The organism is Mesorhizobium sp. M0048 (genome assembly GCF_040323405.1).
Taxonomy (GTDB): domain Bacteria; phylum Pseudomonadota; class Alphaproteobacteria; order Rhizobiales; family Rhizobiaceae; genus Mesorhizobium.
This window is the reverse complement of record NZ_JAMYUV010000029.1, coordinates 26,101-47,926: the sequence shown is the minus strand read 5'-3', so window position 1 is coordinate 47,926 and position 21,826 is coordinate 26,101. Positions and strand designations below refer to the sequence as shown.

The 21,826-nt window shown below is 62.5% G+C and carries 25 protein-coding genes; 9 read left to right on the top strand and 16 right to left on the bottom strand.

From position 1 onward, the window contains the following. Positions 1 to 14: 14 nt before the first annotated feature. The gene (locus NKJ84_RS21755; protein WP_254819177.1) at positions 15 to 329 is read left to right on the top strand and encodes a DUF6665 family protein; all 315 of its coding nucleotides are present in this window, start codon (positions 15 to 17) and stop codon (positions 327 to 329) included. Positions 330 to 356: 27 nt separating this feature from the next. Here the strand turns inward: NKJ84_RS21755 and NKJ84_RS21750 are convergent, their stop codons facing one another. Continuing rightward, positions 357 to 713, bottom strand: coding sequence for a cupin domain-containing protein (locus NKJ84_RS21750; RefSeq protein ID WP_352508140.1), 357 nt, complete (start codon positions 711 to 713; stop codon positions 357 to 359). A gap of 280 nt (positions 714 to 993) precedes the next feature. On the opposite strand from NKJ84_RS21750, the gene petA reads away from it, so the two are divergent. From petA to NKJ84_RS21730, 4 genes are all read left to right on the top strand, one after another. Next, positions 994 to 1,554 carry a ubiquinol-cytochrome c reductase iron-sulfur subunit gene (gene petA / locus NKJ84_RS21745; protein ID WP_352508139.1) on the top strand — a complete coding sequence of 187 codons (561 nt, stop codon included), beginning with the start codon at positions 994 to 996 and terminating at the stop codon, positions 1,552 to 1,554. 16 nt (positions 1,555 to 1,570) lie between these two features. Continuing rightward, complete coding sequence (locus tag NKJ84_RS21740; RefSeq protein ID WP_254819179.1) at positions 1,571 to 2,872, top strand: cytochrome b; 1,302 nt, start codon at positions 1,571 to 1,573, stop codon at positions 2,870 to 2,872. An 89-nt stretch (positions 2,873 to 2,961) separates the two neighbouring features. Continuing rightward, a complete protein-coding gene (locus NKJ84_RS21735; protein WP_352477976.1) occupies positions 2,962 to 3,834 on the top strand; it encodes a cytochrome c1 in 873 nt (290 codons plus the stop codon). Between the two features lie 214 nt (positions 3,835 to 4,048). Next, a complete protein-coding gene (locus NKJ84_RS21730; RefSeq protein WP_254819181.1) occupies positions 4,049 to 4,594 on the top strand; it encodes an adenine phosphoribosyltransferase in 546 nt (181 codons plus the stop codon). Between the two features lie 43 nt (positions 4,595 to 4,637). Here NKJ84_RS21730 and NKJ84_RS21725 read toward each other — a convergent pair whose 3' ends face one another. The 8 genes from NKJ84_RS21725 to NKJ84_RS21690 form a co-directional block, all read right to left on the bottom strand. Further along, positions 4,638 to 5,108: a MaoC family dehydratase gene (locus tag NKJ84_RS21725; protein WP_352508138.1), complete on the bottom strand. Its 471-nt coding sequence runs from the start codon at positions 5,106 to 5,108 to the stop codon at positions 4,638 to 4,640. Beyond that, complete coding sequence (locus NKJ84_RS21720) at positions 5,105 to 5,566, bottom strand: MaoC family dehydratase (RefSeq protein WP_352508137.1); 462 nt, start codon at positions 5,564 to 5,566, stop codon at positions 5,105 to 5,107. The genes NKJ84_RS21725 and NKJ84_RS21720 overlap by 4 nt, the downstream gene beginning before the upstream one ends. 132 nt (positions 5,567 to 5,698) lie before the next feature. Continuing rightward, complete coding sequence (gene corA, locus NKJ84_RS21715) at positions 5,699 to 6,673, bottom strand: magnesium/cobalt transporter CorA (RefSeq protein ID WP_352508136.1); 975 nt, start codon at positions 6,671 to 6,673, stop codon at positions 5,699 to 5,701. 217 nt (positions 6,674 to 6,890) lie between these two features. Then, positions 6,891 to 7,994: a redox-regulated ATPase YchF gene (ychF, locus tag NKJ84_RS21710; RefSeq protein WP_352508135.1), complete on the bottom strand. Its 1,104-nt coding sequence runs from the start codon at positions 7,992 to 7,994 to the stop codon at positions 6,891 to 6,893. A gap of 110 nt (positions 7,995 to 8,104) precedes the next feature. Next, on the bottom strand, positions 8,105 to 8,830 hold the full coding sequence (pth, locus tag NKJ84_RS21705; RefSeq protein ID WP_254819186.1) for an aminoacyl-tRNA hydrolase: 726 nt from the start codon (positions 8,828 to 8,830) through the stop codon (positions 8,105 to 8,107). A gap of 23 nt (positions 8,831 to 8,853) precedes the next feature. After that, entirely contained in the window at positions 8,854 to 9,498 is a 645-nt protein-coding gene (locus NKJ84_RS21700; protein ID WP_023719196.1) for a 50S ribosomal protein L25/general stress protein Ctc, read from the bottom strand. A 385-nt stretch (positions 9,499 to 9,883) separates the two neighbouring features. Further along, a complete protein-coding gene (locus NKJ84_RS21695; protein WP_352508134.1) occupies positions 9,884 to 10,633 on the bottom strand; it encodes an SDR family oxidoreductase in 750 nt (249 codons plus the stop codon). A gap of 205 nt (positions 10,634 to 10,838) precedes the next feature. Continuing rightward, positions 10,839 to 12,083: an MFS transporter gene (locus NKJ84_RS21690; RefSeq protein WP_352508132.1), complete on the bottom strand. Its 1,245-nt coding sequence runs from the start codon at positions 12,081 to 12,083 to the stop codon at positions 10,839 to 10,841. A 130-nt stretch (positions 12,084 to 12,213) separates the two neighbouring features. Between NKJ84_RS21690 and NKJ84_RS21685 the strand changes: the two genes are divergently transcribed. Beyond that, the gene (locus tag NKJ84_RS21685) at positions 12,214 to 13,080 is read left to right on the top strand and encodes an AraC family transcriptional regulator (RefSeq protein WP_352508131.1); all 867 of its coding nucleotides are present in this window, start codon (positions 12,214 to 12,216) and stop codon (positions 13,078 to 13,080) included. A 112-nt stretch (positions 13,081 to 13,192) separates the two neighbouring features. Here the strand turns inward: NKJ84_RS21685 and NKJ84_RS21680 are convergent, their stop codons facing one another. From NKJ84_RS21680 to lgt, 6 genes are all read right to left on the bottom strand, one after another. After that, positions 13,193 to 14,128, bottom strand: a complete 936-nt coding sequence (locus NKJ84_RS21680) for a ribose-phosphate pyrophosphokinase (RefSeq protein WP_254819191.1) — start codon at positions 14,126 to 14,128, stop codon at positions 13,193 to 13,195. A gap of 254 nt (positions 14,129 to 14,382) precedes the next feature. Continuing rightward, on the bottom strand, positions 14,383 to 15,003 hold the full coding sequence (locus tag NKJ84_RS21675; RefSeq protein ID WP_352508129.1) for a hypothetical protein: 621 nt from the start codon (positions 15,001 to 15,003) through the stop codon (positions 14,383 to 14,385). 54 nt (positions 15,004 to 15,057) lie between these two features. Further along, a complete protein-coding gene (locus NKJ84_RS21670) occupies positions 15,058 to 16,209 on the bottom strand; it encodes a M24 family metallopeptidase (RefSeq protein WP_352508128.1) in 1,152 nt (383 codons plus the stop codon). Continuing rightward, a complete protein-coding gene (pgeF, locus tag NKJ84_RS21665; RefSeq protein WP_352508127.1) occupies positions 16,209 to 16,997 on the bottom strand; it encodes a peptidoglycan editing factor PgeF in 789 nt (262 codons plus the stop codon). Before pgeF ends, NKJ84_RS21670 begins: the two co-directional genes overlap by 1 nt. Before the next feature lie 139 nt (positions 16,998 to 17,136). After that, positions 17,137 to 18,225: a class I SAM-dependent methyltransferase gene (locus tag NKJ84_RS21660; RefSeq protein ID WP_352508126.1), complete on the bottom strand. Its 1,089-nt coding sequence runs from the start codon at positions 18,223 to 18,225 to the stop codon at positions 17,137 to 17,139. After that, on the bottom strand, positions 18,222 to 19,073 hold the full coding sequence (gene lgt / locus NKJ84_RS21655) for a prolipoprotein diacylglyceryl transferase (protein WP_352508125.1): 852 nt from the start codon (positions 19,071 to 19,073) through the stop codon (positions 18,222 to 18,224). The genes NKJ84_RS21660 and lgt overlap by 4 nt, the downstream gene beginning before the upstream one ends. A gap of 130 nt (positions 19,074 to 19,203) precedes the next feature. Between lgt and NKJ84_RS21650 the strand changes: the two genes are divergently transcribed. From NKJ84_RS21650 to NKJ84_RS21640, 3 genes are all read left to right on the top strand, one after another. Further along, complete coding sequence (locus tag NKJ84_RS21650; RefSeq protein ID WP_352508124.1) at positions 19,204 to 19,506, top strand: accessory factor UbiK family protein; 303 nt, start codon at positions 19,204 to 19,206, stop codon at positions 19,504 to 19,506. Positions 19,507 to 19,837: 331 nt separating this feature from the next. Continuing rightward, positions 19,838 to 20,338 (top strand): type III secretion system chaperone family protein, encoded by a 501-nt coding sequence (locus tag NKJ84_RS21645; protein ID WP_023678420.1) that lies wholly within the window; start codon positions 19,838 to 19,840, stop codon positions 20,336 to 20,338. Between the two features lie 6 nt (positions 20,339 to 20,344). Next, the gene (locus tag NKJ84_RS21640) at positions 20,345 to 20,704 is read left to right on the top strand and encodes a tRNA-binding protein (protein WP_352477950.1); all 360 of its coding nucleotides are present in this window, start codon (positions 20,345 to 20,347) and stop codon (positions 20,702 to 20,704) included. 12 nt (positions 20,705 to 20,716) lie between these two features. Here the strand turns inward: NKJ84_RS21640 and NKJ84_RS21635 are convergent, their stop codons facing one another. Then, complete coding sequence (locus NKJ84_RS21635; protein ID WP_352508123.1) at positions 20,717 to 21,739, bottom strand: glycosyltransferase family 4 protein; 1,023 nt, start codon at positions 21,737 to 21,739, stop codon at positions 20,717 to 20,719. Positions 21,740 to 21,826 lie beyond the last annotated feature (87 nt).

Below are 21,826 nucleotides of genomic sequence, written 5' to 3'. Positions count from 1 at the left end.
AACCGGAGTAGACCATGGCGGTGAGAATGCCATCGAATTTCGGACGGTCCGGCGCGCAGGAGAGCGCGTTGGACCTGCTTGGCCATGAAATCCTCGGCGAGAAGGCGGCCGCGCTCGGCCGCGCCGGCCGGCGCGTCGAGGAAACATTGACGAGGCTGCGCGAGAATTGCGACAGTGTCGACCGTGCCCGGCTGCTCAGGGATGCAGCCGAAGCGGTGCACGGGTATTTCATCCAGCGCGAACTCTGCGGCCTGCGCAAGCACGACGCGGTGATCCGGGAATACAACATTCCCAAGGCCGTGCTGGCCAGGCTCGGCGCCAGCGGATGATCCGAACCGGAACTGATTTGGGAAGCGTTATTCCAGCCACTCGGTGATGAAGCTGCCGTTCTCGTGTATGTCGGTGGTTTCCAGCGGGCCTGGCCCGAGATTGGTGAATTTGTGCGGCGTGTTCGGCGGTACGACCAGGATCTGGCCGGCTGTGGCCTCGATCTGCCGGTCGCCGACGGTGAACAGACCGGTCCCGGTTCGGATGATGAAAATCTCGCAATAGGGATGGCTGTGCAGCCTCGGGCCGCCGCCAGTCTCCGGCAGGTAGTTAAAGATCAGGCAACTGCTGGAACCGTAAGGCCCGCATTGCAACTCGCCTTGCCAGTGGTCGGGCCAGCGGTCGGGCGCTTTGGCCCATTTGTCGCGGTCGATGACATGCGCCATGGGGCGAGGATAAACCGGGCGAGCGTCCGCTGTCGAGGTGAACGCAGCCGTTTGGTTTTGCTGCTGTTTTCCAATCGTTCCGCTGGGCAAATTACGCCCCCGCGACAATCTGCCCTTGTGCCTTCGCCCGTCTGGACAAAAACAGGCTTCACGCATAAACCCAAGTCCCAAATGCCGGAGGAATTCGCTAGCCTGTTCGCCATGCGCTGTCGGGCCGGCGCGATTGAGCGGGGAACAAGCTCGGCCGCCGGCACGGAAGAGGCGAAAGGATCAGGCACCCGTGAGCGCAACCGACACCCAGGATCCCAACCGCCGTGATTTTCTCTACGTCGCCACCGGCATGGCCGCGGTGGTCGGCGCGGGCGCCGTTGCTTGGCCGTTCATCGACCAGATGCGTCCGGATGCCTCGACGCTGGCGCTTGCCTCGGTCGAGGTCGACGTCTCGTCGCTGACGCCAGGAATGTCGCTCGTCGTGAAGTGGCGCGGCAAGCCGGTGGTCGTACGCAACCGCACCGAAAAAGAGATGAAGGACGCCGAGGCGGTCAATCTCGCCGAACTCAAGGACCCAATCGCCCGCAATGCCAACCTGCCGGCCGATGCGCCGGCAACCGACGCCAATCGAACCACGCCGGGCAAGGAAGCCTGGATGGTGATGGTCCAGGTCTGCACCCATCTCGGCTGCATCCCGCTCGGCCAGGAAGGCGATTTCGGCGGCTGGTTCTGCCCATGCCACGGTTCCGTATACGATACCGCCGGCCGCATCCGGAAGGGGCCGGCGCCGGAGAACATGGCGGTACCGGTGTTCCAATTCATTTCTGACACCAAGATCCGTATCGGCTGAGGCAGGGGATATTTCCATGAGCGAGGGACACTCGACCTATACGCCCAAGTCCGGCATCGGACGCTGGTTCGATTCGCGCATGCCGCTGCCGCGGCTGGTCTATGACAGCTTCATCGCCTATCCGGTGCCGCGCAACCTGAACTATGCCTGGACCTTCGGCGGCATCCTTGCGCTTATGCTGGCGGCGCAGATCCTGACCGGTATCGTGCTGGCCATGCACTATGCAGCCGACAGCACTCTCGCCTTCGATTCGGTCGAGAAGATCATGCGCGACGTGAATTCGGGCTGGCTGCTGCGCTATCTCCATTCCAACGGCGCGTCGTTCTTCTTCGTCGCCGTCTACATCCATATTTTCCGTGGCCTCTACTACGGCTCCTACAAGGCGCCGCGTGAGCTGCTGTGGATCCTCGGCTGCATCATCTACCTGCTGATGATGGCGACCGGGTTCATGGGCTATGTGCTGCCCTGGGGCCAGATGTCGTTCTGGGGCGCCACCGTCATCACCGGCTTCTTCACCGCCATTCCGCTGGTCGGCGACTGGATCCAGCAGCTTCTCCTCGGCGGCTTCGCGGTCGACAATCCGACGCTGAACCGCTTCTTTGCGCTGCACTACCTTTTGCCGTTCATGATTGCCGGCGTCGTCGTGCTGCACATCTGGGCGCTTCACGTCGTCGGCCAGAACAATCCGACCGGCATCGAGGTCAAATCGAAGACCGACACGCTCGCCTTCACGCCTTACGCGACCATAAAGGACGGGTTCGGCATGATCGTGTTCCTGTTCGTCTTCGCCTATTTCGTGTTCTACCTGCCGAATTATCTCGGCCATCCCGACAATTACACCGTGGCCAACCCGCTGAAGACGCCGGCCCACATCGTGCCGGAATGGTACTTCCTGCCGTTCTACGCGATCCTGCGCGCCATTACCTTCAATATCGGGCCCATCAACTCCAAGCTCGGGGGCGTGCTCTGCATGTTCGGCGCGATTGTCATGCTGTTCCTGGTGCCGTGGCTCGACACCTCGAAGGTGCGCTCGGCAGTCTACCGACCCTGGTACAAGCTGTTCTTCTGGCTGTTCGTGGCCGACGCCATCCTGCTCGGCTGGCTGGGCTCGCAGCCGGCCGAGGGCAGCTATGTATTCATGGCGCAGATGGCGACGCTGTTCTACTTCGCCTTCTTCCTGGTAGCTCTGCCGGTGCTCGGGCTGATCGAAAAGCCGCGACGGCTGCCGAATTCGATCACCGAGGCGGTGCTCGAGAAGAACAAGGGCGGCGGCGGACATCCGGCCGGCGCCACGACCGCGCCGGAAACCAAGGGCTGAGCATGATCCCGAAAAGTGGAAACCGGTACTCGGACAAGGTCATGCTCGAGACGATGACAGCGCGTCAGAGAATCTCAAGGGGAATTGGCATGAAAAAGATTCTCTCCTCGCTGGCGCTGCTTGGCCTTGTGGCCGCGGGCATGGGTGCCGCAAGCACTGGAGCCAGCGCCCAGGAAGAGGCGCACAATGAGGCGGCGCCGACGCATTTCCCGATACACGAACCGAAGGAAATGGACTGGAGCTTCGCCGGGCCATTCGGCACCTACGACAAGGCCCAGCTGCAGCGCGGACTGAAGGTCTACAAGGAAGTCTGCTCGGCCTGCCATTCGATGAATTTGGTGGCGTTCCGTACGCTGGAAGGCCTTGGCTATTCGGATGCGCAGATCAAGACGCTGGCGGCCGAATATACGATCCATGACGGCCCGAACGATGCCGGCGACATGTTCGACCGCCCCGGCAAGCCGTCCGACCATTTCCCGGCGCCATTCCCCAATGTCGAAGCGGCAGCGGCGGCAAATGGCGGCGCAGCACCGCCCGACATGTCGCTGCTGGCCAAGGCGCGCGGGGTCGAGCGCGGCTTCCCGCGCTTCGTGTTCGACATCTTTACGCAATATGCGCAAGGCGGCCCCGACTACATCCACTCACTGCTGACCGGCTACGACCAGCAGCCGCCGGCGGGCATGGTCATACCGGAAGGCACGCACTACAATCCGTACTTCCTGTCCGGCGTGTCGCTGAAGATGCCGAAGCCGCTCTCCGACGGCCAGGTTACCTATGATGACGGCGCGCCGCAGACGGTCGACCAGTACTCGCGCGACGTGTCGGCGTTCCTGATGTGGGCGGCCGAGCCGCACCTCGAGGACCGCAAGAAGACCGGCTTTCGCGTGCTGGTCTTCCTGCTGCTGTTCGGTGCGCTGGTCTACCTGACCAAGCGCAAGGTGTGGGCCGGCGTGGCGCACTGAGCCCTGCGATATACGAAAATGCGAGGGCGTCGAAAGGCGCCCTTTTCATTGCAGGCATGTCGATTCATCGCAGCCGACGCTGAGCAAGGCCCTTTGCCGGACAATTTTCCGTCAGGCATCACATGGCGGTAGCCGGACTTGGCGGCGCCGGGTTACGATTGGCCCATTCCTTTCACGCCTTCAGCCGAATCTGAATAGCCCGGAGAGCCGCTCGATGAAATCCTCGCTCGAAGAGACGCTGCTTGCCGCGATCCGCACCATTCCGGATTATCCCAAGCCGGGCATCCTGTTTCGCGACATCACCACGCTGCTCGGCAATGCGCGGGCCTTCCGCCGCGCCATCGACGAACTGGTGCATCCCTATGCCGGCCTGAAGATCGACAAGATCGCCGGCATCGAGGCGCGCGGCTTCATCCTCGGCGGCGCTATCGCCCACCAGCTCTCGGCCGGCTTCGTGCCGATCCGTAAAAAAGGCAAGCTGCCTTACGAGACGGTGCGCGTCGCCTACAGCCTGGAATACGGGCTGGACGAGATGGAGATGCACAAGGACGGCGTTTCTCCAGGCGAAAAGGTAATCCTCGTCGACGATTTGATCGCCACCGGCGGCACGGCCGAGGCGGCCGTCAAGCTATTGCGGCAGATCGGCGCCGATATCCTCGCCGCCTGCTTCGTCATCGACCTGCCGGACCTTGGCGGCCGAGAGAGGTTAGAGGCGCTCGGCGTACCGGTGAGGACGCTGATCGGGTTTGAGGGGCATTGAGCGTTTCTTCCTTCTTTCCTGTGGGAGAGGGAAAGAACTCCGCTCACTCCACCTTCACCAGCACGGCACTTTCGAATTCGATGACCTTGTCGCCGATCGAATCGAAGGCCTCTGAGCGAAGCGTCAGCAGCCGCCAGCCCGGTCGCGAGGCGATGGGGCGATGGGCCAGCGCGGTGCGGGTGAAAGTCACGGTTTCCCCGGCATAGACAGGTTTGGGCCATTTGAGGTTCTTGAAGCCGGGCGAGGGACCGAATTCCGGCACCGGCCCGGGGCCGGGCCAGCGGGCGACCTCTGCCTCCATGCCAGCCTGGAGGTTCAATTTCATCCAGGTGGCGGCGGTGTGCCAGCCCGAGGCGCAGAGCCCGCCGAACATGCTGTTCTTCGCCGCCTCTTCGTCGATATGGAATATCTGCGGGTCGTATTTGCGGGCGAACGCCTTGATCGCCTCCGGTTCGAATCGATGTGAACCGAGCGTGACGGTGATACCGATGCAGAAGAATTCGTCGAGGCTCACGCACTGCCCTCGCGGGTGAGGAACATGACGGTGTTTTCGAGCTCGAAAACACCTTCGCCGCGCTGGTTGAACAACTCGCTGCGCATGGTCACCAGGCCAAGGCGGGGCTTCGATCTGGACAGTCGCTTGGCAAGGACGGTGGTGCTGCCGCTCAACAGGTCACCGGCCAGGACCGGCCGTTTCCATTTGACCTGGTCGACGCCCGGCGCGCCCTGGGAGGTCGAGTCGAGCAGGAAGGCATCGCACAGCATGCGCATGAACATGGCGCAGGTGTGCCAGCCCGAAGCCGCCAGCCCGCCGAGGATGCTGGCCTTGCCCGCGGCCTCGTCGAGATGCATCGGCTGGGCATCGAACTCGTTGGCGAATTCTATGATTTCGGCGGCGCTTACCAGCTTGGTGCCGAGGTCGAGCGAAGCGCCCTCGGCAAAATCCTCATAAGCCCAGGTCTTTGTGGTCATGGTCTGGAAATCCTGTTCAGGATTGTACGATCGCTACGGGTCGGGTCCCGGATGCAGGCAGGGCGGCATTTGGTCAAGCAATTTCTAGTGCGCCAGCCTGCTGTGCCCGAGCCGTGGCGCGTATTGACGACCCTATAGCCAGCCGCGACGGCGGAAATACCAGAAAGGCAGGATTGCCGAAAGCACCATCATGCCGATGGCGAAGGGATAGCCAAAGTGCCATTTGAGCTCAGGGATGATGTCGAAATTCATGCCGTAGATCGAAGCGACAAGCGTCGGCGGCAGGAAGATGACAGCGGCGACGGAGAAGATCTTGATGATGGCGTTCTGCTCGATCGAGATCATGCCGAGCGTCGCGTCGAGCAGGAAGCTGATCTTCTGCGACAGGAACGTGGCGTGGTCGGCGAGCGACAGCACGTCGCGCGACAAGGTCTTGATGCGAGCGCGGGTGTCCTTGCTCATCCTGCTTTGCGTGGAGGCATGGGCGAGAAAGCCGGCAAGGCGCTGCAGCGAGATCAGGCTGTCGCGAATCGAGGAGGCGAGGTCCTCCTTGCGGCCAATGCCTTTCAACAGCTCCTGGAAGTCGCGGTTGCGCTTGGAAACCTTGGTCGAGCGTGCCTCGAAGATGTCGCGCGAGATCGCCTCGACGTCGCGGCCGGCGCGCTCCAGAATGTCGGCGAGGCGGTCGACGATCGCCTCCAGCAGTCCGATCAGGATAGTGTCACCGCTGGTGCAACCGGTCGCCACCTTTTCGGCGCGCAGCGGAAAGGTCTTGAACGCCTTCGGTTCGTGGTACCGCACGGTGATCAGCCTGCTGCCGGCGAGCACGAAGGTAACCGGCGACATCAACGGATCGTTCACCTCGGTCTGCGCAGGCAGAATGGCGGTCATGAAGTAGGCGCCGTCCTCGACGTAGAGACGGCTCGAGATCTCGATCTCTTCCATCTCTTCGCGGGTCGGAACGGCGACGCCGAGCCAGGTCTCGATTGAAGTCTCTTCTTCCTTTGTCGGGTTGAAGAGGTCGACCCAGACGACGGTGTCGCTGTTTTGCAAGAGATCGTCGACCAGGCGCAGGCGATCATTGTCGACGACGAAGGCCTTGATCATCGCCGGGTCTCCCTTGCTGTTGCCAAAGAGCGTTCGTTTGGAGGGGGCGCGTCAGTCACATCGCACGGACACGGGCAGGCGAGGCGCGAGGCCGGTGCAGAGGCCCCTTAGACCCCGCACGATGGCCCGTCAAGCAGCGCAAGAGGCACTGCGACACCCTGCTTTGAAGTTTGTCATCGAGCGACGGCAATGGTGACCATTGGGCTCCCTCGCCGGGTCAGGTGTTGAACTTGAACAGCATGATGTCGCCGTCCTGGACGACATACTCCTTGCCTTCGTCGCGCGCCTTGCCGGCCTCCTTGGCCGCGACTTCGCCGCCCAGCCTGACGAAGTCGTCATAGGCGATGGTCTGGGCGCGGATGAAGCCGCGCTCGAAATCGGTGTGGATGACGCCTGCTGCCTGCGGCGCCTTGGCGCCCTTGTGCACGGTCCAGGCGCGTGTCTCCTTGGGGCCAACGGTAAAGTAGGTGATGAGCTGGAGCAGCTCGTAGCCGGCGCGGATGACCTTGTTCAGGCCGGGTTCGTCCAGACCGAGCGTTGCCAGGAATTCCATTTCCTCTTCGTCCGAGAGCTGGGCGACCTCGGCCTCGATCGCCGCGGAAATCACAACGGTGCGGGCACCTTGCGCGGCGGCCATCTTCTCGACCGCCCTGGTATGCGCGTTGCCGGTGGCGGCATCGGCTTCCGCGACGTTGCAGACGTAAAGCACCGGGTGTGAGGTCAAGAGATTCAGCCCCTGCAGGATGCGCAGATCCTCAGCCGAGATGCCGTTGAGCAGGATGCGGGCGGGCTTGCCGGCCTGCAGCAGTTCAAGCGCCGCTTCCATCATCGGAAGTACGGTCGCTGCTTCCTTGTCCTGGCCGGCGGCACGCTTGCGGATCTGCACGATGCGGCGCTCAAGGCTGTCGAGGTCGGCAAGCATCAATTCGGTTTCGACGGTCTCGGCATCAGCGACAGGATCGATGCGGCCCTCGACATGGGTAATGTCGTCATCCTCGAAGCAGCGCAGCACATGGACGATGGCGTCGACCTCACGGATGTTGGCGAGGAATTGGTTGCCAAGCCCTTCGCCTTTGGAGGCGCCACGCACTAGGCCGGCAATGTCGACGAACGAGATGCGGGTCGGGATGATCTCCTTCGACTTGCCGATCGCGGCGATCTTCTGCAGGCGCGGGTCGGGCACCGCCACCTCGCCGGTATTCGGTTCGATGGTGCAGAACGGATAATTGGCGGCCTGCGCCGCCGCCGTCCTGGTCAACGCATTGAAGAGCGTCGACTTGCCGACATTGGGCAAGCCAACGATGCCGCATTTGAAACCCATTTTTGTCTGGTCCTATCGGGAAATCGAAATTTGATCAGGGCTATGGGCGAAAGCGCCGATGATCGTCAAGCCCTGAGCACTCATGCCCGCGGCGCTGACGGCGCCATGGCTCAGTCCTTGCCGCCAAAAAGCTTCTTCAGCATGGCCGCCATGGGGCCGGTTTCGGGCAGCTTGGCCGCCGGCTGCTGCGGCCGCGCCTGGCGGACGTGGCTTTGTGCCTTTGGCGCCTTGGGCGGCGGGCGGTCGTCGTCGCCCGTCGGCGTGAGCTTGTCGCGCAGGGCCAGCGTCACGCGGTTCATGAAGGAATTGTCGTCGCCCTCGGCAAGCAATCCGGCACCGTCGGCGATTGCGTCGAGCAGCACGTCCAGCCATTCGCGGTCGGCCTTGGCGAAATCGCCGAGCACATGGCCATGCACCATTTCCTTGACGCCGGGGTGGCCGACGCCGATGCGCACACGGCGAAAATCCTTGCCGACGTGCTGGTCGAGCGAGCGGATACCGTTGTGGCCGCCGGAACCGCCACCGACCTTGACACGCACCTTGCCGGCAGCAAGGTCGATCTCGTCATAAAAGACAGTCAGCGCCGAAGGGCCGAGCTTATAGAAGCGCAAGGCTTCGCCGACCGATTGGCCGGACAGGTTCATGAAGGTCTGCGGCTTGATCAGGATCACCTTTTCGCCGGCAAGCGTGCCTTCGGCGATCAGACCCTGGAATTTCTTCGACCAGGGCGAAAAGGAATGGCGGCGGGCGATCGCGTCCGCCGCCATGAAGCCGACATTGTGCCGGTTGCTGGCGTATTTCGCGCCCGGATTGCCGAGGCCTGCAAAGACAAGCATCGTCGCCTCCGGGCGGGAAGGGGTTACTTCTCTTCGGCGGCAGGAGCCGCTTCGGGCGCAGCCGCTTCAGTCGTCTCTTCTACCGCCTCCGGCTTCATCGCCGAGGAACCGGCAATGGTCGCGATGGTGAAGTCGCGGTCGGAGATCACCGGCTTGACGCCGGCCGGCAAGGTGACGGCCGAAATGTGGATCGAATCGCCGATATCGGTGCCGGTGAGATCGATGGTGATGAAATCCGGGATCGCATTCGCCGGGCAGTGGAACTCGACCTCGTGGCGCACGATGTTGAGCACGCCGCCGCGCTTGATGCCGGGCGACTTGTCTTCATTGATGAAGTGCACGGGCACGTCGACATTGACTTCGGTGTCCTTGCCGATGCGCAGGAAATCGACATGGACCGGAAAATCCTTGACCGGGTCGAGCTGAAAATCCTTGGGCAGAACCTGGATCTTGTTGCCGTCGACGTCGATCGTGGCGACCGTGGTCAGAAACCCGCCGCCATGGATCTTGTAGTAGATGTCCTTATAGGTCAGCGCAATCGCCAGGGGAGGCTGCTTGTCGCCGTAAATCACTGCAGGCACTTTACCGTTGCGGCGAACTGCACGGGCGGACCCCTTACCGACCTGTTCGCGCGCTTCGGCCTTGAGCTCGTAAGTATCGTGGCTCATGGCATTTCCTTTCGCGTTGTTCTGGAGCGTTCGCGGCCAGCGTGGCTGGGCCGTAAACGTCGAAAGCCGCCGGGCCTGCATATCCGAAAGCGGCAGCCGCATAAGCAAGCGGACCTTTGTTCGGGATCACAAGGGAAGGCAGCCTTCCGCCGCGTTGCCTCCAAGGGTGTCTACGCGGGTGGCGGCTCTATAGCCGAAGGCGGGAAAGGGTGCAAGTCATGGCAGGCAAGGTCATGGCAGGCAGGTCTACAAGGGTTTCCCATGGCATGGCGATCACCCATGCCGGTGTCATCAGCGCCGACCTGCTGGCCTTCTTCAGGCCTTTAAGAACGTGACAAAAAACTGCCTTCTGGCGAGTGTCTTTTTTTGTCACGTCGTGCCGATGTCAGGCGATGCTCAAGCCGCCATCGATCAGCATTTCCGCTCCGACCATGAACGGGCATTCGTCCGAAGCAAGAAAAACCACTGCATTGGCAATTTCCTCGGCGGTTCCGAAACGACGGGCAGGCACCAGGCCGACCACAGCTTTCGCGCGCGCCTTCGCCGCTTCGGGGGCCAGCCCAAGTTTGTCGTTTAGCGGCGTGTCGATCGGACCCGGGCTGATCACATTGGCGCGAATACCCCGTTCTATCAGTTCGCCCGAGAGCGTCCGGGCGAGCGAAATCATGCCGGCCTTGGCCAGCGCATAGACGTGCGTTCCAGCCATTCCCATATGTGCGTTGACCGAGCCGCTGAGGATGATCGACGACGGGTTCGAAAACAGCGGAACGAGCGCCTTGACCAGGAAGTAGGGCCCCTTGAGGTCGACATCGATGCTCCTGTCAAACGCGGCCTCGGTCCAGTCGCCAAGCGGGCGCAGGTCGGCGATACCGGCATTGAGGAAGAGAATGTCGAGCTTGCCGAAGGTTTCCTCGATCCGCCGCGCTATGTCGTTCTGGGCAGCGGCATCTCCGGCGTCAGCGGCAATGACAAGTACGTCACTGCCGAGGGTGGTGCGCGCCTCCTCGAGACGGCTCGCATTGGTTCCGGTGATAGCGACGCGCGCACCTTCCTCGATGAAACGTTGTGCCGTCACTAGGCCGATGCCGCTGGTGCCGCCGGTAATCAATGCGGCCTTGCCTTTTAGTCTGGACATAAGCGAATTGCCTTTCCTGGCGCGGAGCGCTGCGCAGCATCAGGGGTAAGCCCGGTATGTTCAACTTGGAAGCGTTGCTGACCACAATTTTGCCTTCAGGGGTGACCCTCTCTGACAGGCTTTTCACCCGGCGTATGGTGAAAGAATCATCAAGGGCGCGGCAACTGCCACGCCCTCCTATCAATTCCGAAAGATGCACTGATGTTTAGCTGGCCGCCGCCTCCAGCTTCCTCGCTGCCTTCATGTTAGGCAGGAGGACCGTCAGTAGCCCGAGCAGCGGCAAATACGAGCAGACCTGGAAGACGAAATCGATGCCTTTCAGGTCGGCGACGACGCCAAGCACGGCGGCGGCGATGCCGCCCATGCCGAAGGCGAAGCCGAAGAAGATGCCGGCGATCATGCCGACGCGGCCGGGCACCAATTCCTGGGCGAAGACGACGATGTTCGAGAAGGCCGAGGACAGGATCAGGCCGATCAGCACGGTGAGAACCATCGTCCACTCGAAATTGGCGTAGGGCAGGGCCAGCGTGAAGGGCAGCACGCCGACGATCGAGAACCAGATCATCGCCTTCTGCCCGTAGCGGTCGCCGAACGGGCCGCCGAGCAGGATGCCCAGGGCAGAGGCGCCGAGGAACAGGAACAGCATGACTTGCGACATCTGCACCGAAACACCGAACTTATGAATGGAATAGAAGGTGTAGTAGCTGGCAAGGCTGGAAATATAGGCGTTCTTGGTCAGTACCAGCAGCGTCAGCACCAGCAGCGCTCCCATCACCTTGCGGCGCGGGAAGGGCGAGACGAAGCTTGCCGCCTTGCGGGCGCCCTGCGCGGCACGCAGCCGGCTGTACCAGCCGCCGACCTGCCACAGCACGATGATGCCGATCAGCGAGCCGCCGGCGAACCAGGCAATGCTGGTCTGGCCGAAGGGCACGACGATGAAGGCTGCCAGCAGCGGCCCCATAGCCTGGCCGAAATTGCCGCCGACCTGGAACAGCGACTGCGCAAGACCGAACCGGCCGCCGGAGGCGAAGCGGGCGATGCGCGAGGATTCCGGATGGAAGATCGCCGAGCCGATACCGATCAGCGAGGCGCCGATGAGGAGCAGGAAATAGTGTCCGGCGTAGGCCAGCACGACCAGTCCGATCAACGAGGAGGCCATGCCGTAGGGCAGCGAATAAGGCATCGGCCGCTTGTCGGTGATCATGCCGATCACCGGCTGCAGCAAGGATGCCGTCACCTGGAAAGTGAAAGTCAAGAGGCCGATCTGCCAGAAATCGAGACCGTAATTGGCCTTCAGCAGCGGATAGATCGCCGACAGCAGCGACTGCATGATGTCGTTGATGCAATGACAGAAGCTCACCGCCAGGATGACGGTGAAGGCCGTCGCCTGAGCTGAGATGTGGCCGGCCGCTGCCGGCTCGCCCTCGGCGATTGCTGTGGTATCTGTCAAGGCATGCTCCGTGGTCTTTTTGGCGGGCACTTCCGCACGCGGTCTTATGGGGCCGCCTGCCTTATACGTCGCTTGTCACGCGACTTCTTTCGTGGTTTGGTCCAATAGTTTCGCAAGTGGGCCATAGCTGATGCCGCATGGCAAGGAAATGTTCAAGGCGGGCGACGCTGATCTCGGGCTGCTGCATGAGCGTCGCTGGCAATGGCTGGAGCAGGCCGTAGGGCCGGCAGTGGCGCTGCCGACCGAATATCCGGACGGCTACCATGTGCCACGGCACCATCACAGCCGCAGCCAGTTGCTGCACGCGCTGGTCGGGGTCGTGCTGGTAACGACGCGGCATGGGCGCTGGATGGTGCCTCCGGACCACGCGATGTGGATCCCCGCCGGCACCGAACATTCCGTCGAGATGCTGGGCGACGTCAGCATGCGGTCCGTCTATGTGATGCCGGAGGCCATTCCCGGCCTACCGGACGGGTTGCGTGTCGTGGGCATCACCGACCTGATGCACAGCCTGATCGTGGAATCGGAAAAGCTGCCGCAGGGCGCCGAGCTGGAGGGCCGGGGCGGACTGATCATGAAGCTCCTGCTGCACGAAATCCCGAACCTGCCGGAACGGCCGCTCGGCCTGCCGTTCCCGTCCGATGCAAGGCTGGCGACGCTGTGCCGGCGCTTCGTCTCGGCACCGTCACCGCATGCGACGATCGACCAATGGGCCGCTATCGTTGGCATGAGTCGCCGCTCTTTCACCCGCGCGTTCCACCGCCAGACGGGATTGTCGCTGTCGACCTGGCGTCAGCAGGCCTGCCTGTTCGCGGCGCTGCCACGGCTGGCCGACGGCGAGCCGATCACAAGGGTGGCGCTCGATCTCGGCTATGACAGCGTGCCGGCGTTCATCACCATGTTCAAGCGCATGCTGGGAGCCTCGCCACGCGGTTACATGCGCGGCGCCCGTGATGCTGGCGAAGGTGCGGCGAACAAGCGGTCCGGCTCGGCCTGAGTCGCAGCCCTGAAGGCGTCGCGTTCGACCCGCCTCATGCGATGCGCTTTAGGTTCTTGTTTTTATGCATGTCGTTATCGGAAAACCGCTGCACAGTTTTGCGCGACACGCATTAATCGAACAGGCTCGACACCGATTCCTCGGTCGCCGTGCGTGAGATCGCCTCGCCCATCAGTTCGGCGATGGAGATGACGCGGATATTGGCGGCGTCGAGCACTGCCTGGGTCGGCTGGATGGAATCGGTGATGACCAGTTCCTGCAGTTTCGAGGCGCCGATGCGGGCGATGGCGCCGCCGGACAAAACGCCATGAGTAGTATAAGCGGTGACGCTGGTGGCGCCGTCGGCAAGCAGCGCATCGGCTGCATTGCACAGTGTTCCGCCCGAATCGATGATGTCGTCGATCAACAGGCAATCCTTGCCGCGCACGTCACCGATGACGTTCATGACTTCCGATTCGCCGGGGCGCTCGCGGCGCTTGTCGACGATGGCGAGCTGGGCATCGATGCGCTTGGCGAGGGCGCGGGCGCGGACCACGCCGCCGACATCCGGCGAAACCACCATGACATTGGCAAGCTGCTTGTATTTCGCCTTTACGTCGCGGGCCATGACCGGCACGGAAAACAGATTGTCGGTCGGGATGTCGAAGAAGCCTTGAATCTGGCCGGCATGGAGATCCAGGGTCAGCACCCTGTCGACGCCCGCCCTCGTGATCATGTTGGCGACCAGTTTGGCCGAGATGGGTGTGCGGCCCGAGGCGCGGCGATCCTGCCTGGCATAGCCGAAATAAGGAATAACCGCAGTGATGCGCTTGGCCGAAGAGCGCATGAAGGCGTCGATCATGATGAGCAGTTCCATCAGATGATCGTTGGTCGGGAACGAGGTGGACTGCAGGATGAAGACGTCCTCGCCGCGCACATTCTCCTGGATCTCGACGAAGATTTCCTGGTCGGCGAAGCGCCTGACGCTGGCCTTGCCCAGCGGAATGTTGAGGTAGCGGGCGACTGATTCGGCCAGCACCCTGTTGGAATTGCCCGCGAAGAGCTTCATGCACCGTTCCTGGCGAAGGATTGAGAGACTCCGATAGCACTCCAGCCTCTTAGTCGGGCTTTTAGCGGCCCGCGCCGGTATTGCAAGCGTCGTGAATGGGAATCCGCCGGCTAATCTCAATAAACGCTTACGGCTTGACGATGCGGCGATAGGTCCACTGCGATGCCGACGGAATCGGGGATAGCTCTATCTTTCAGTCTGAGCATGGTCTTTTCCGAAAACCGGATTCCACTTTTCGGAAATCATGCTCCAGGTCAGCCGGCGCCGCCGCCAAGCCAGGTGGCGAACTGGTCGATTGTCTGGTCGGCAATTGCCTGCATGGTCGCCGGCGCCACCGCCGCCCAGCCTTCACCGCCGCCGACGGAGGGTGCCTTCTGCTGGCCATTGATGCGATGCAGCCGGTTGCCGGCCGGGTCATAGATGTCCCAGACGTAGATGACGGTGGTGTCCTTGCCTTCCGTCATGGTCGAGAAATAGCCCTTGAGCACATGCGTTGGGGTCTGGTCGGTGCTGCCGGCCAAGGTGATGCCGCGCTGCCTGGCGCGTGTCTGAAGCTCGGCGGTCAGCGGTGTCGCGGCTTCTACCGAGGCGCCGACGATCGGCGCCACCTGCAGCCGGGTCCGCGCAATGGCAGCCGCGCTTTTGGCGGGCGGCACGGCTACTGCAGCCGAAGGCTGCGCTGTATCTGCAGTTTGCGCGGTGCCGGCAGGCCGAGCCGGAGTTGCGGGGGGCGTTGCGGCACTTCCGGCTCCGGAGAGCGATTGCGTCGATTGCGGGGCAATGGCCGACGGTTCGAGAACGTCCTTCGCATTGGTGCAGGCCGCCAGCGCCAGCGCCACGAGCAATGACACGGTCGTCACATGCGATCGTCTCATTAGCCTGAAAACTCCTTGGCGATGAACGCCCCTCACACTCTTTGCATTATGGATTCACTGCACGATCAAGTCGAGATCATGGCGGGACAGCGGCTTCGGCTGGGATTCGGTCGTCAGATAGGTGCGGCCAAGCGTCATCGCGGTTTCGGTTTCGGAGTCCATGATGATCATATGGGCGAACAGCGTCATGTTCGGCGCAATCGGTTCGGGATTACCCTGATAGAACATCGGCATATCCATCCAGGACGGGGTGAAGCGGGCGCCGAGCGAATAGCCGCAGGCATTAAGCCGGTGCTTGGTCAAATTGTGGACTTCGAGGGTGCGGGCATGGGCGTCGAACACGTCGCCGAACGTATTACCGGGCGTCATCGCCTTCTCGACTGCAAGTAGCGCGGCGCGGGCGGCATCGAACAATTCCTGGTGGCGTTTCGATACCTTGCCGGTCAACACCGTGCGCATCATTGCCGCATGGTAGTGGTGGAAGACACCGGCCCATTCGAGCGTCAGCTGGTCGTTCTTGGTGAGCTTGCGGCGGCCGGCTTTGTAGCGGCAAAGCAGGGCGTCGACGCCGGAGCCGATGATGAACTCGTTGGCCGGATAATCGCCGCCGCCGGCAAAGATGGCACCTTGCATGGCGGCGAGGATCAGCGCCTCATCGCCGCCCTGCTTGATCAGCGGCAGTGCTGCGTCCAGCGCGTCGTCGGCCAGATTTGCGGCTTTTTCCGCCTTGGCGATTTCTGCCGGGCTCTTGAACAGCCGTAGCCGGCTGACAATGCCGGAGGCATCCGCGATCTGCCCGAAGGTCTGCAACTGCTCGTCGAGGCGCCGGCCATTATAGGCGGTCAGGCCGTGGGTGTCGTATTCGACGCCGATGCGGGCACCGAGCAGGTCGAGTTCGTTGAGCAGGTTGCGCAGGTCTACCGCCGGATTGGCGCCGTTGCGGTCCGTCCACAAAACGATGTTGTCGATGATCGAGGTGTGGCGCGCCTGGCGCAAGTCGGCCGAACGCGTCAGCAGCACCATCGAGCCGTCGGCCTTGACCACCAGGCACTGGAAAAAGCAGAAGCCGAAGGTATCGTAGCCGGTTAGCCAATACATGCTTTCCTGGGCAAACAGCAGGACGGCGTCGAGCTTCTTTTCGGCGATCTCGATCATCAGTCGATCGCGCCGCGCGTCGAATTCCGAGCGTTCGAAATGCAGCGCCATCAGTCAGCCTCCAAAACGATTGCCGAAACCTGCCGCCCGTAGTCGGGCTCGTTGCGATGCGTGCTGCGCCGATAGGAGTAGAAAAGCTCTTCCTCGGCATAGGTGCAGCGGCCAAGTCCTTCGGCGTTGACGCCAGCCTTGGTCAGCCGGTCAACCGTGTAGCGGTTGAGATCGAACATCGCGTGTCCGGCATTTGCGGAGGGCGCGAAATAGCGAGCATTGCAGGCATCGGCGTCGACGAAACGGGCGACGAATTCCGGTCCGACTTCGTAATTCCGTGTGCCGATCGAAGGACCGAGCACTGCGACGATGCAGTCGCGCCGGGCGCCGAGGCTTTCCATTGCCGCGATGGTGTTTTCCAGCACTCCGGTGAAAGCGCCTTTCCAGCCGGCATGGGCGGCGCCGATAATGCGCGCCTCGGCGTCGGCGAAGAGGACCGGTCCGCAGTCGGCGGTCGAGGCACCGACGGCAATGCCCGGCCGGTCGGTGACAATGGCGTCGGCCTTGGGCCGCTCGCCGGCAAAAGGCTCCCTGGCAATGACGACGTCCGGCGAATGAACCTGGTGAGCGGTCAGCAGATGGTTTGCGGGCACGCCCATCCATTCGGCGACCCGGCGGCGATTTTCGCGCACCAGCGTCTGGTCATCGTTCGAACCGGCCCCGATGTTGAGGCCCCGGTAGATGCCGCTGGAAATGCCGCCGACTCGCGTGAAGTAGCCGTGGCGGATGCCTTGCGCCGTTTCCAGCAAGGGCGACCGAACGGGATCCGGTTTGGTCTGATTCAGCATGGCGGCTTTGTTGTCCGTATGGGCGATTTCGTCAAGCGAGTTGAAGGGGCGCAGTTGAAGGCTGGGCGGTTGAAGGCTGGCGAAGTTGATGTCGGGCGCTAGTCGGAGACGGGAGAGTGAAAGAGGCGGCAGCGAAAAGTCAATCCGTGCTTGGAAACGGCGGAACGGCAATGCCGGCAGGGAGGACGGCAAGCACCTTGAAGAGTTCGCCCATGGCCTGCGGGCCGGCGAGGCGCTCGACGTCGGCCGCGATCTTTTCGCGAGCTGCCTCATCGGCGTTGGCGCCGAGCCGGCCAGCCCGTTCGAGAAGCCCCATCTTGAGCAGGAATTCACCTTGCGTTGAGAGGTGGGCATCGAGGCCGTGTGCCCGAACGGTTGCCGCGAGGGGAGCGAAATCGACATGGGCTGTGAGATCGGCCTGCCCCGGATTGGCCAGCACGTCCTCATGACCGTGCTTGCGCAAGGCCTGCAAGGTGTCGCCGATCCCGGGCTGGAGATGACCGTAGTCGAGAAACAGGCCGGCTCCGCCAAATCCGGCAAGTCGCCCGGCGATGGCCGCCATCAGGGCGGCGCGGGCTGGCGCCACCTCGACGATGGCACCTTGCGTCGCATTCTCGGCACCCTCCGGCAGCAGCATCGGGTCAAGCGAGCCGGCGCCGACGAAAAAGCGCAGCCGGTTCGCGTCGTCGAGACCGATCATCCGTTCGCTCCAGCCGGCTCCAGCGCGGACGAACTGGCGGATGGGCACGGCGTCAAACAGCTCGTTACCAACAATCAGAAGCGGCCCCTGCGGCAGCGTGTCGACGGCCTCATGCCAGGCGATGGTGGCCGACGTCCCGGCAAGCGTCCGTTTCTGGACCTCGGTCAACCGCGGACTGGCCTCGATCAAGGCGAACGATGCGCTGGCGGTAAGCGTCGGATCGAGCCGCGAAAGCGTGCGCAGCATATCTCTCATCAGCGTGCCGCGGCCGGGGCCGATTTCGGCGATGGCGACCGGCGTCGGCCGGTCGATCGCCAGCCACGCCTGGTAGAGCCAGATGGCGACCAGCTCGCCAAACATCTGGCTGATCTCCGGCGCGGTGACGAAGTCGCCGGCGGCGCCAAACGGCTCGCGTGTCGTATAATAGCCGTCCTGCGGATCGAACAGGCAGAGCGCCATGTATTCGCTGATGGGGATCGGTCCTACCGCACCGATCAGCTCGGCGATGCGGGTCTTCAGCCGCGTCATGCCGGCTGCGGTTTTGTCACCGGCTTGGCTGTAGCCATCGCCCAGATGCCGGCCAGCACCATCGGCAGTGACAGCACCATTCCCATGGTCAGCCAGCTCGTGCCAAGGAGGTAGCCAAGCTGCTGGTCGGGCTCGCGGAAGAATTCGACGAAGATGCGCGAGGCGCCATAGCCGGCGATGAAGGCGCCGCCGACGAAGCGCGGCGTCTTCAGCTTGAGCCTGGAATGGGTGAGGAAGCGCAGGACCAGGAACAGCACCAAGCCTTCGAGCAGCGCCTCATAGATCTGGCTCGGATGGCGTGCAAATGGGCCGCCATTGGGGAATTCGAATGCCCATGGCACGTCGGTCGGCCGGCCCCATAGTTCGGAATTGATGAAGTTTGCCAGGCGAACGAGGCCAAGCCCTACCGGCACGCCGGCGGCAACCACGTCGAACAGCGACCATGTGCGGATGCCGCGAGACCAGGAAAACAGCGTCATGGCGAGAATGACGCCGAGTAGGCCGCCATGAAACGACATGCCGCCCTGCCAGACGGCGACGATATCGAGCGGATTGGCAATGTAGCGCGGCAGGTCGTAGAACAGCACGTAGCCGGTGCGTCCGCCGAGCACCACACCGATGGCTGCCCAGACGATGAAGTCGTCGAGGTCGATGGGCTTCATCGGCAGGATGCCGTCGGGCCAAAGTTTGGGGTTGGTGACGAGGCGTTTGGCATACCACCAGGCGAACAGAATGCCGACGATATAGCCGACGCCGTACCAATGCACCGCCAGTGGTCCGATCCGGACGATGACCGGGTCGATGTTGGGAAAGGGCAGGGCGGCCAGCGGCAGCAAATATTCGCTCAACAGGGTCTCCGGGTTCCAATCAGGTTCGGGCGCGGACCATGCGGCAGGCTTTTGGCGCGGTCAAGGCAAGCATATGCTTGCATTCCGAATGGTGCGCCACTACGTCAATTCAACCAAGCGAGGATTTGCCATGGCGACTGGACCGAACCGCATTCTCGATGAATTCGCCAAGCTGATGACCGATGCAGCCGGTGCCGCGCAGGGCGTGCGGCGCGAGGTGGAGACCGCCTTCAGGGGCCAGGCCGAGCGCATACTCAACTCCATGGACGTGGTGCAGCGCGAGGAATTCGACGCTGCTCGCGACATGGCGGCGAAGGCCAGGGAAGAAAACATCCGGCTCGCCGCTCGCATCGAGGCGCTCGAGGCCAGGCTTGCCGAATTGACCGGTCAAGCAGCGCCTGTGGCTGCGGCAAAGCCGCGTGCAAAAAAATAATCAGAAATAAATCGTTAAACTTTTCCACAAAGCCGGATCGTAAAAAGCGCTTTGTCGTGAATCGCTTACCGGTACTGCGTGAATCTTTGTGACATCGCCTTTCCACATGCGAATGACGCAGTGCGAAAAATTTGGCTGGTCACGCGACTCCCGATCAATAGACTGAATTTGTTGCATGATTCGGAGCAGGGTCATGCGCCGGGCGGTGGGGTCCGGTCCGGGGTCTTTGCGTTGACGAAGTCCTGGCCGTCCGAGTTCTAGGCAGAATTGTTCGAGTGTGCCTCTCCCGCGGAGCGTGTGGTGGCGCTCCCAGAACGACAGGAAGCATTTCATGGAACTTCTCGAACTCGAATTCTCCCGCGAAATCCATCCGGTGGATGTTATCGAGCAGGTGGCGCACAACAACGACTGGTCCTTCGAACGGGCCGGCGACGACGAGATCTCGATTTCGGTTGCCGGGAGCTGGACCGACTACCACGTTTCATTCTCCTGGATGGAGGACTACGAGGCGCTGCACCTGGCCTGCGCCTTCGACATCAAAGTCCCGGAGGCGCGCGCGCTCGAGGTGATGCGGCTGCTTTCGCTGATCAACGAGCAGATGCTGTTTGGCCATTTCGATCTCTGGGAGCAGGAAGGCGCCATCATGTTCCGCCAGTCGCTGCTGCTGGCCGGTGGGGTCGAGCCGTCAAGCCAGCAGGTCGAGGTGCTGTTGTCGTCGGCGCTGGAAGCCTGCGAATGCTATTTCCAGGCGTTCCAGTTCGTCGTCTGGTCGGGGACTTCGGCCAAGGATGCGTTGGCCGGCGTGCTGTTCGAAACCTACGGAAACGCCTGACCGTCGATGAGTTCGAGCAACACGCGAAAACCCGAGATCAGCTTTGCCGATTTCGACCGTATCGACATCCGCGCCGGCACGATCGTAGAGGCCGAGCCTTTTCCCGAGGCGCGCAAGCCGGCGATTAAGTTGAAAATCGATTTTGGTCCCGAGATCGGGGTGAAGAAATCCTCGGCCCAGATCACAAAATACTATACGCCCGAAACCCTGATCGGCCGGCAGGTGTTCGCTGTAGTCAATTTCCCGCCGCGCCAGATCGGGCCATTCATGTCGGAAGTGCTGACGCTAGGCTTTCCCGATGAAGAGGGCGCCGTCGTGCTTGGCGCGATCGAGCGCAAGGTGCCGGACGGAGGCAGGTTGTTCTAGCCGCGCTGTTGCTCACGCAGCCAGTTTACGCGTGGTGCCCAGCGCCTCTTCAACCGTTTCCATGAACATTTCCGCGCAGGCCTTCCAGCTGTAGCGCATCGCGCGTTGCCGCGCCTCGGCGCGGTCGACGTGAAGGGCGGCGAGCGCTGCTTGCCGCAGGTCGTCCGATACCGCGCCGCCGATGCCGTCTCCGACGATGTCGATCGGTCCGGTGACGGGATAGGCTGCGACCGGCGTGCCACTGGCCAGCGCCTCGATGATGACGTTGCCGAATGTGTCGGTGCGGCTGGGGAAGACGAAGGCATCGGCCGAGGCGTAGATCTCGGCCAGCTCGTCATTCGGACGATGGCCGAGGAAATGGGCATCGGGATATCTGGCCTTCAGCTTCGCTAGTTCCGGCCCTTCGCCTACGACCACCTTGCTGCCCGGCAGGTCGAGGTCGAGAAAGGCCGGCAGGTTCTTTTCGATCGCGACGCGGCCGACGCAGAGGAAGATCGGTCCGGGAAATCCCAGGTCCTTTCTTTTATCCGGCCGAAAATGATCGGTGTCGACGCCGCGCGTCCACGGCCGGAGCTTGGTGAAGCCGCGCGCCGCAAGATCGTCGGCAAGCGACTGGGTGGCGACCAGCGTTCCCTGTCCTGAATTATGGAAATCGCGCAGCCAGCGATAGGCCCATGCTTCAGGCACCGGTAGGCGTGCGCTCAGATATTCCGGAAAACGTGTGTGATAGCTGGTCGTGAACGGGCGGCCGGCGTTGCGGCAGTAGCGCCGGGCCATAATGCCGAGCGGTCCTTCGGTGACGATATGAACGTGGTCCACCTTGCGCGCCTCGATCAGCCGCGCCACGCGGTGCGGCGTCGTCAGCGCCAGCCTGATATCGGGATAGGTCGGCAGAGGCAGGGTGCGAAAGATGTTGGGCGTCAGGAAATCCGTCTCGACATCGAAGGATTTCAGGGTCTCCGAGAGGCGCTCCAGCGTGTGGACGACGCCGTTGACTTGCGGGCGCCAGGCGTCGGTGACCATCAGGATGCGCATGGCGGTCCCTTGGCGGCAAGCTTGATTGGCTTGCCGCGATGCCTGAGCGGCGACCACGCCGCAGCTCTGGCGTCGCACCGGCGCACC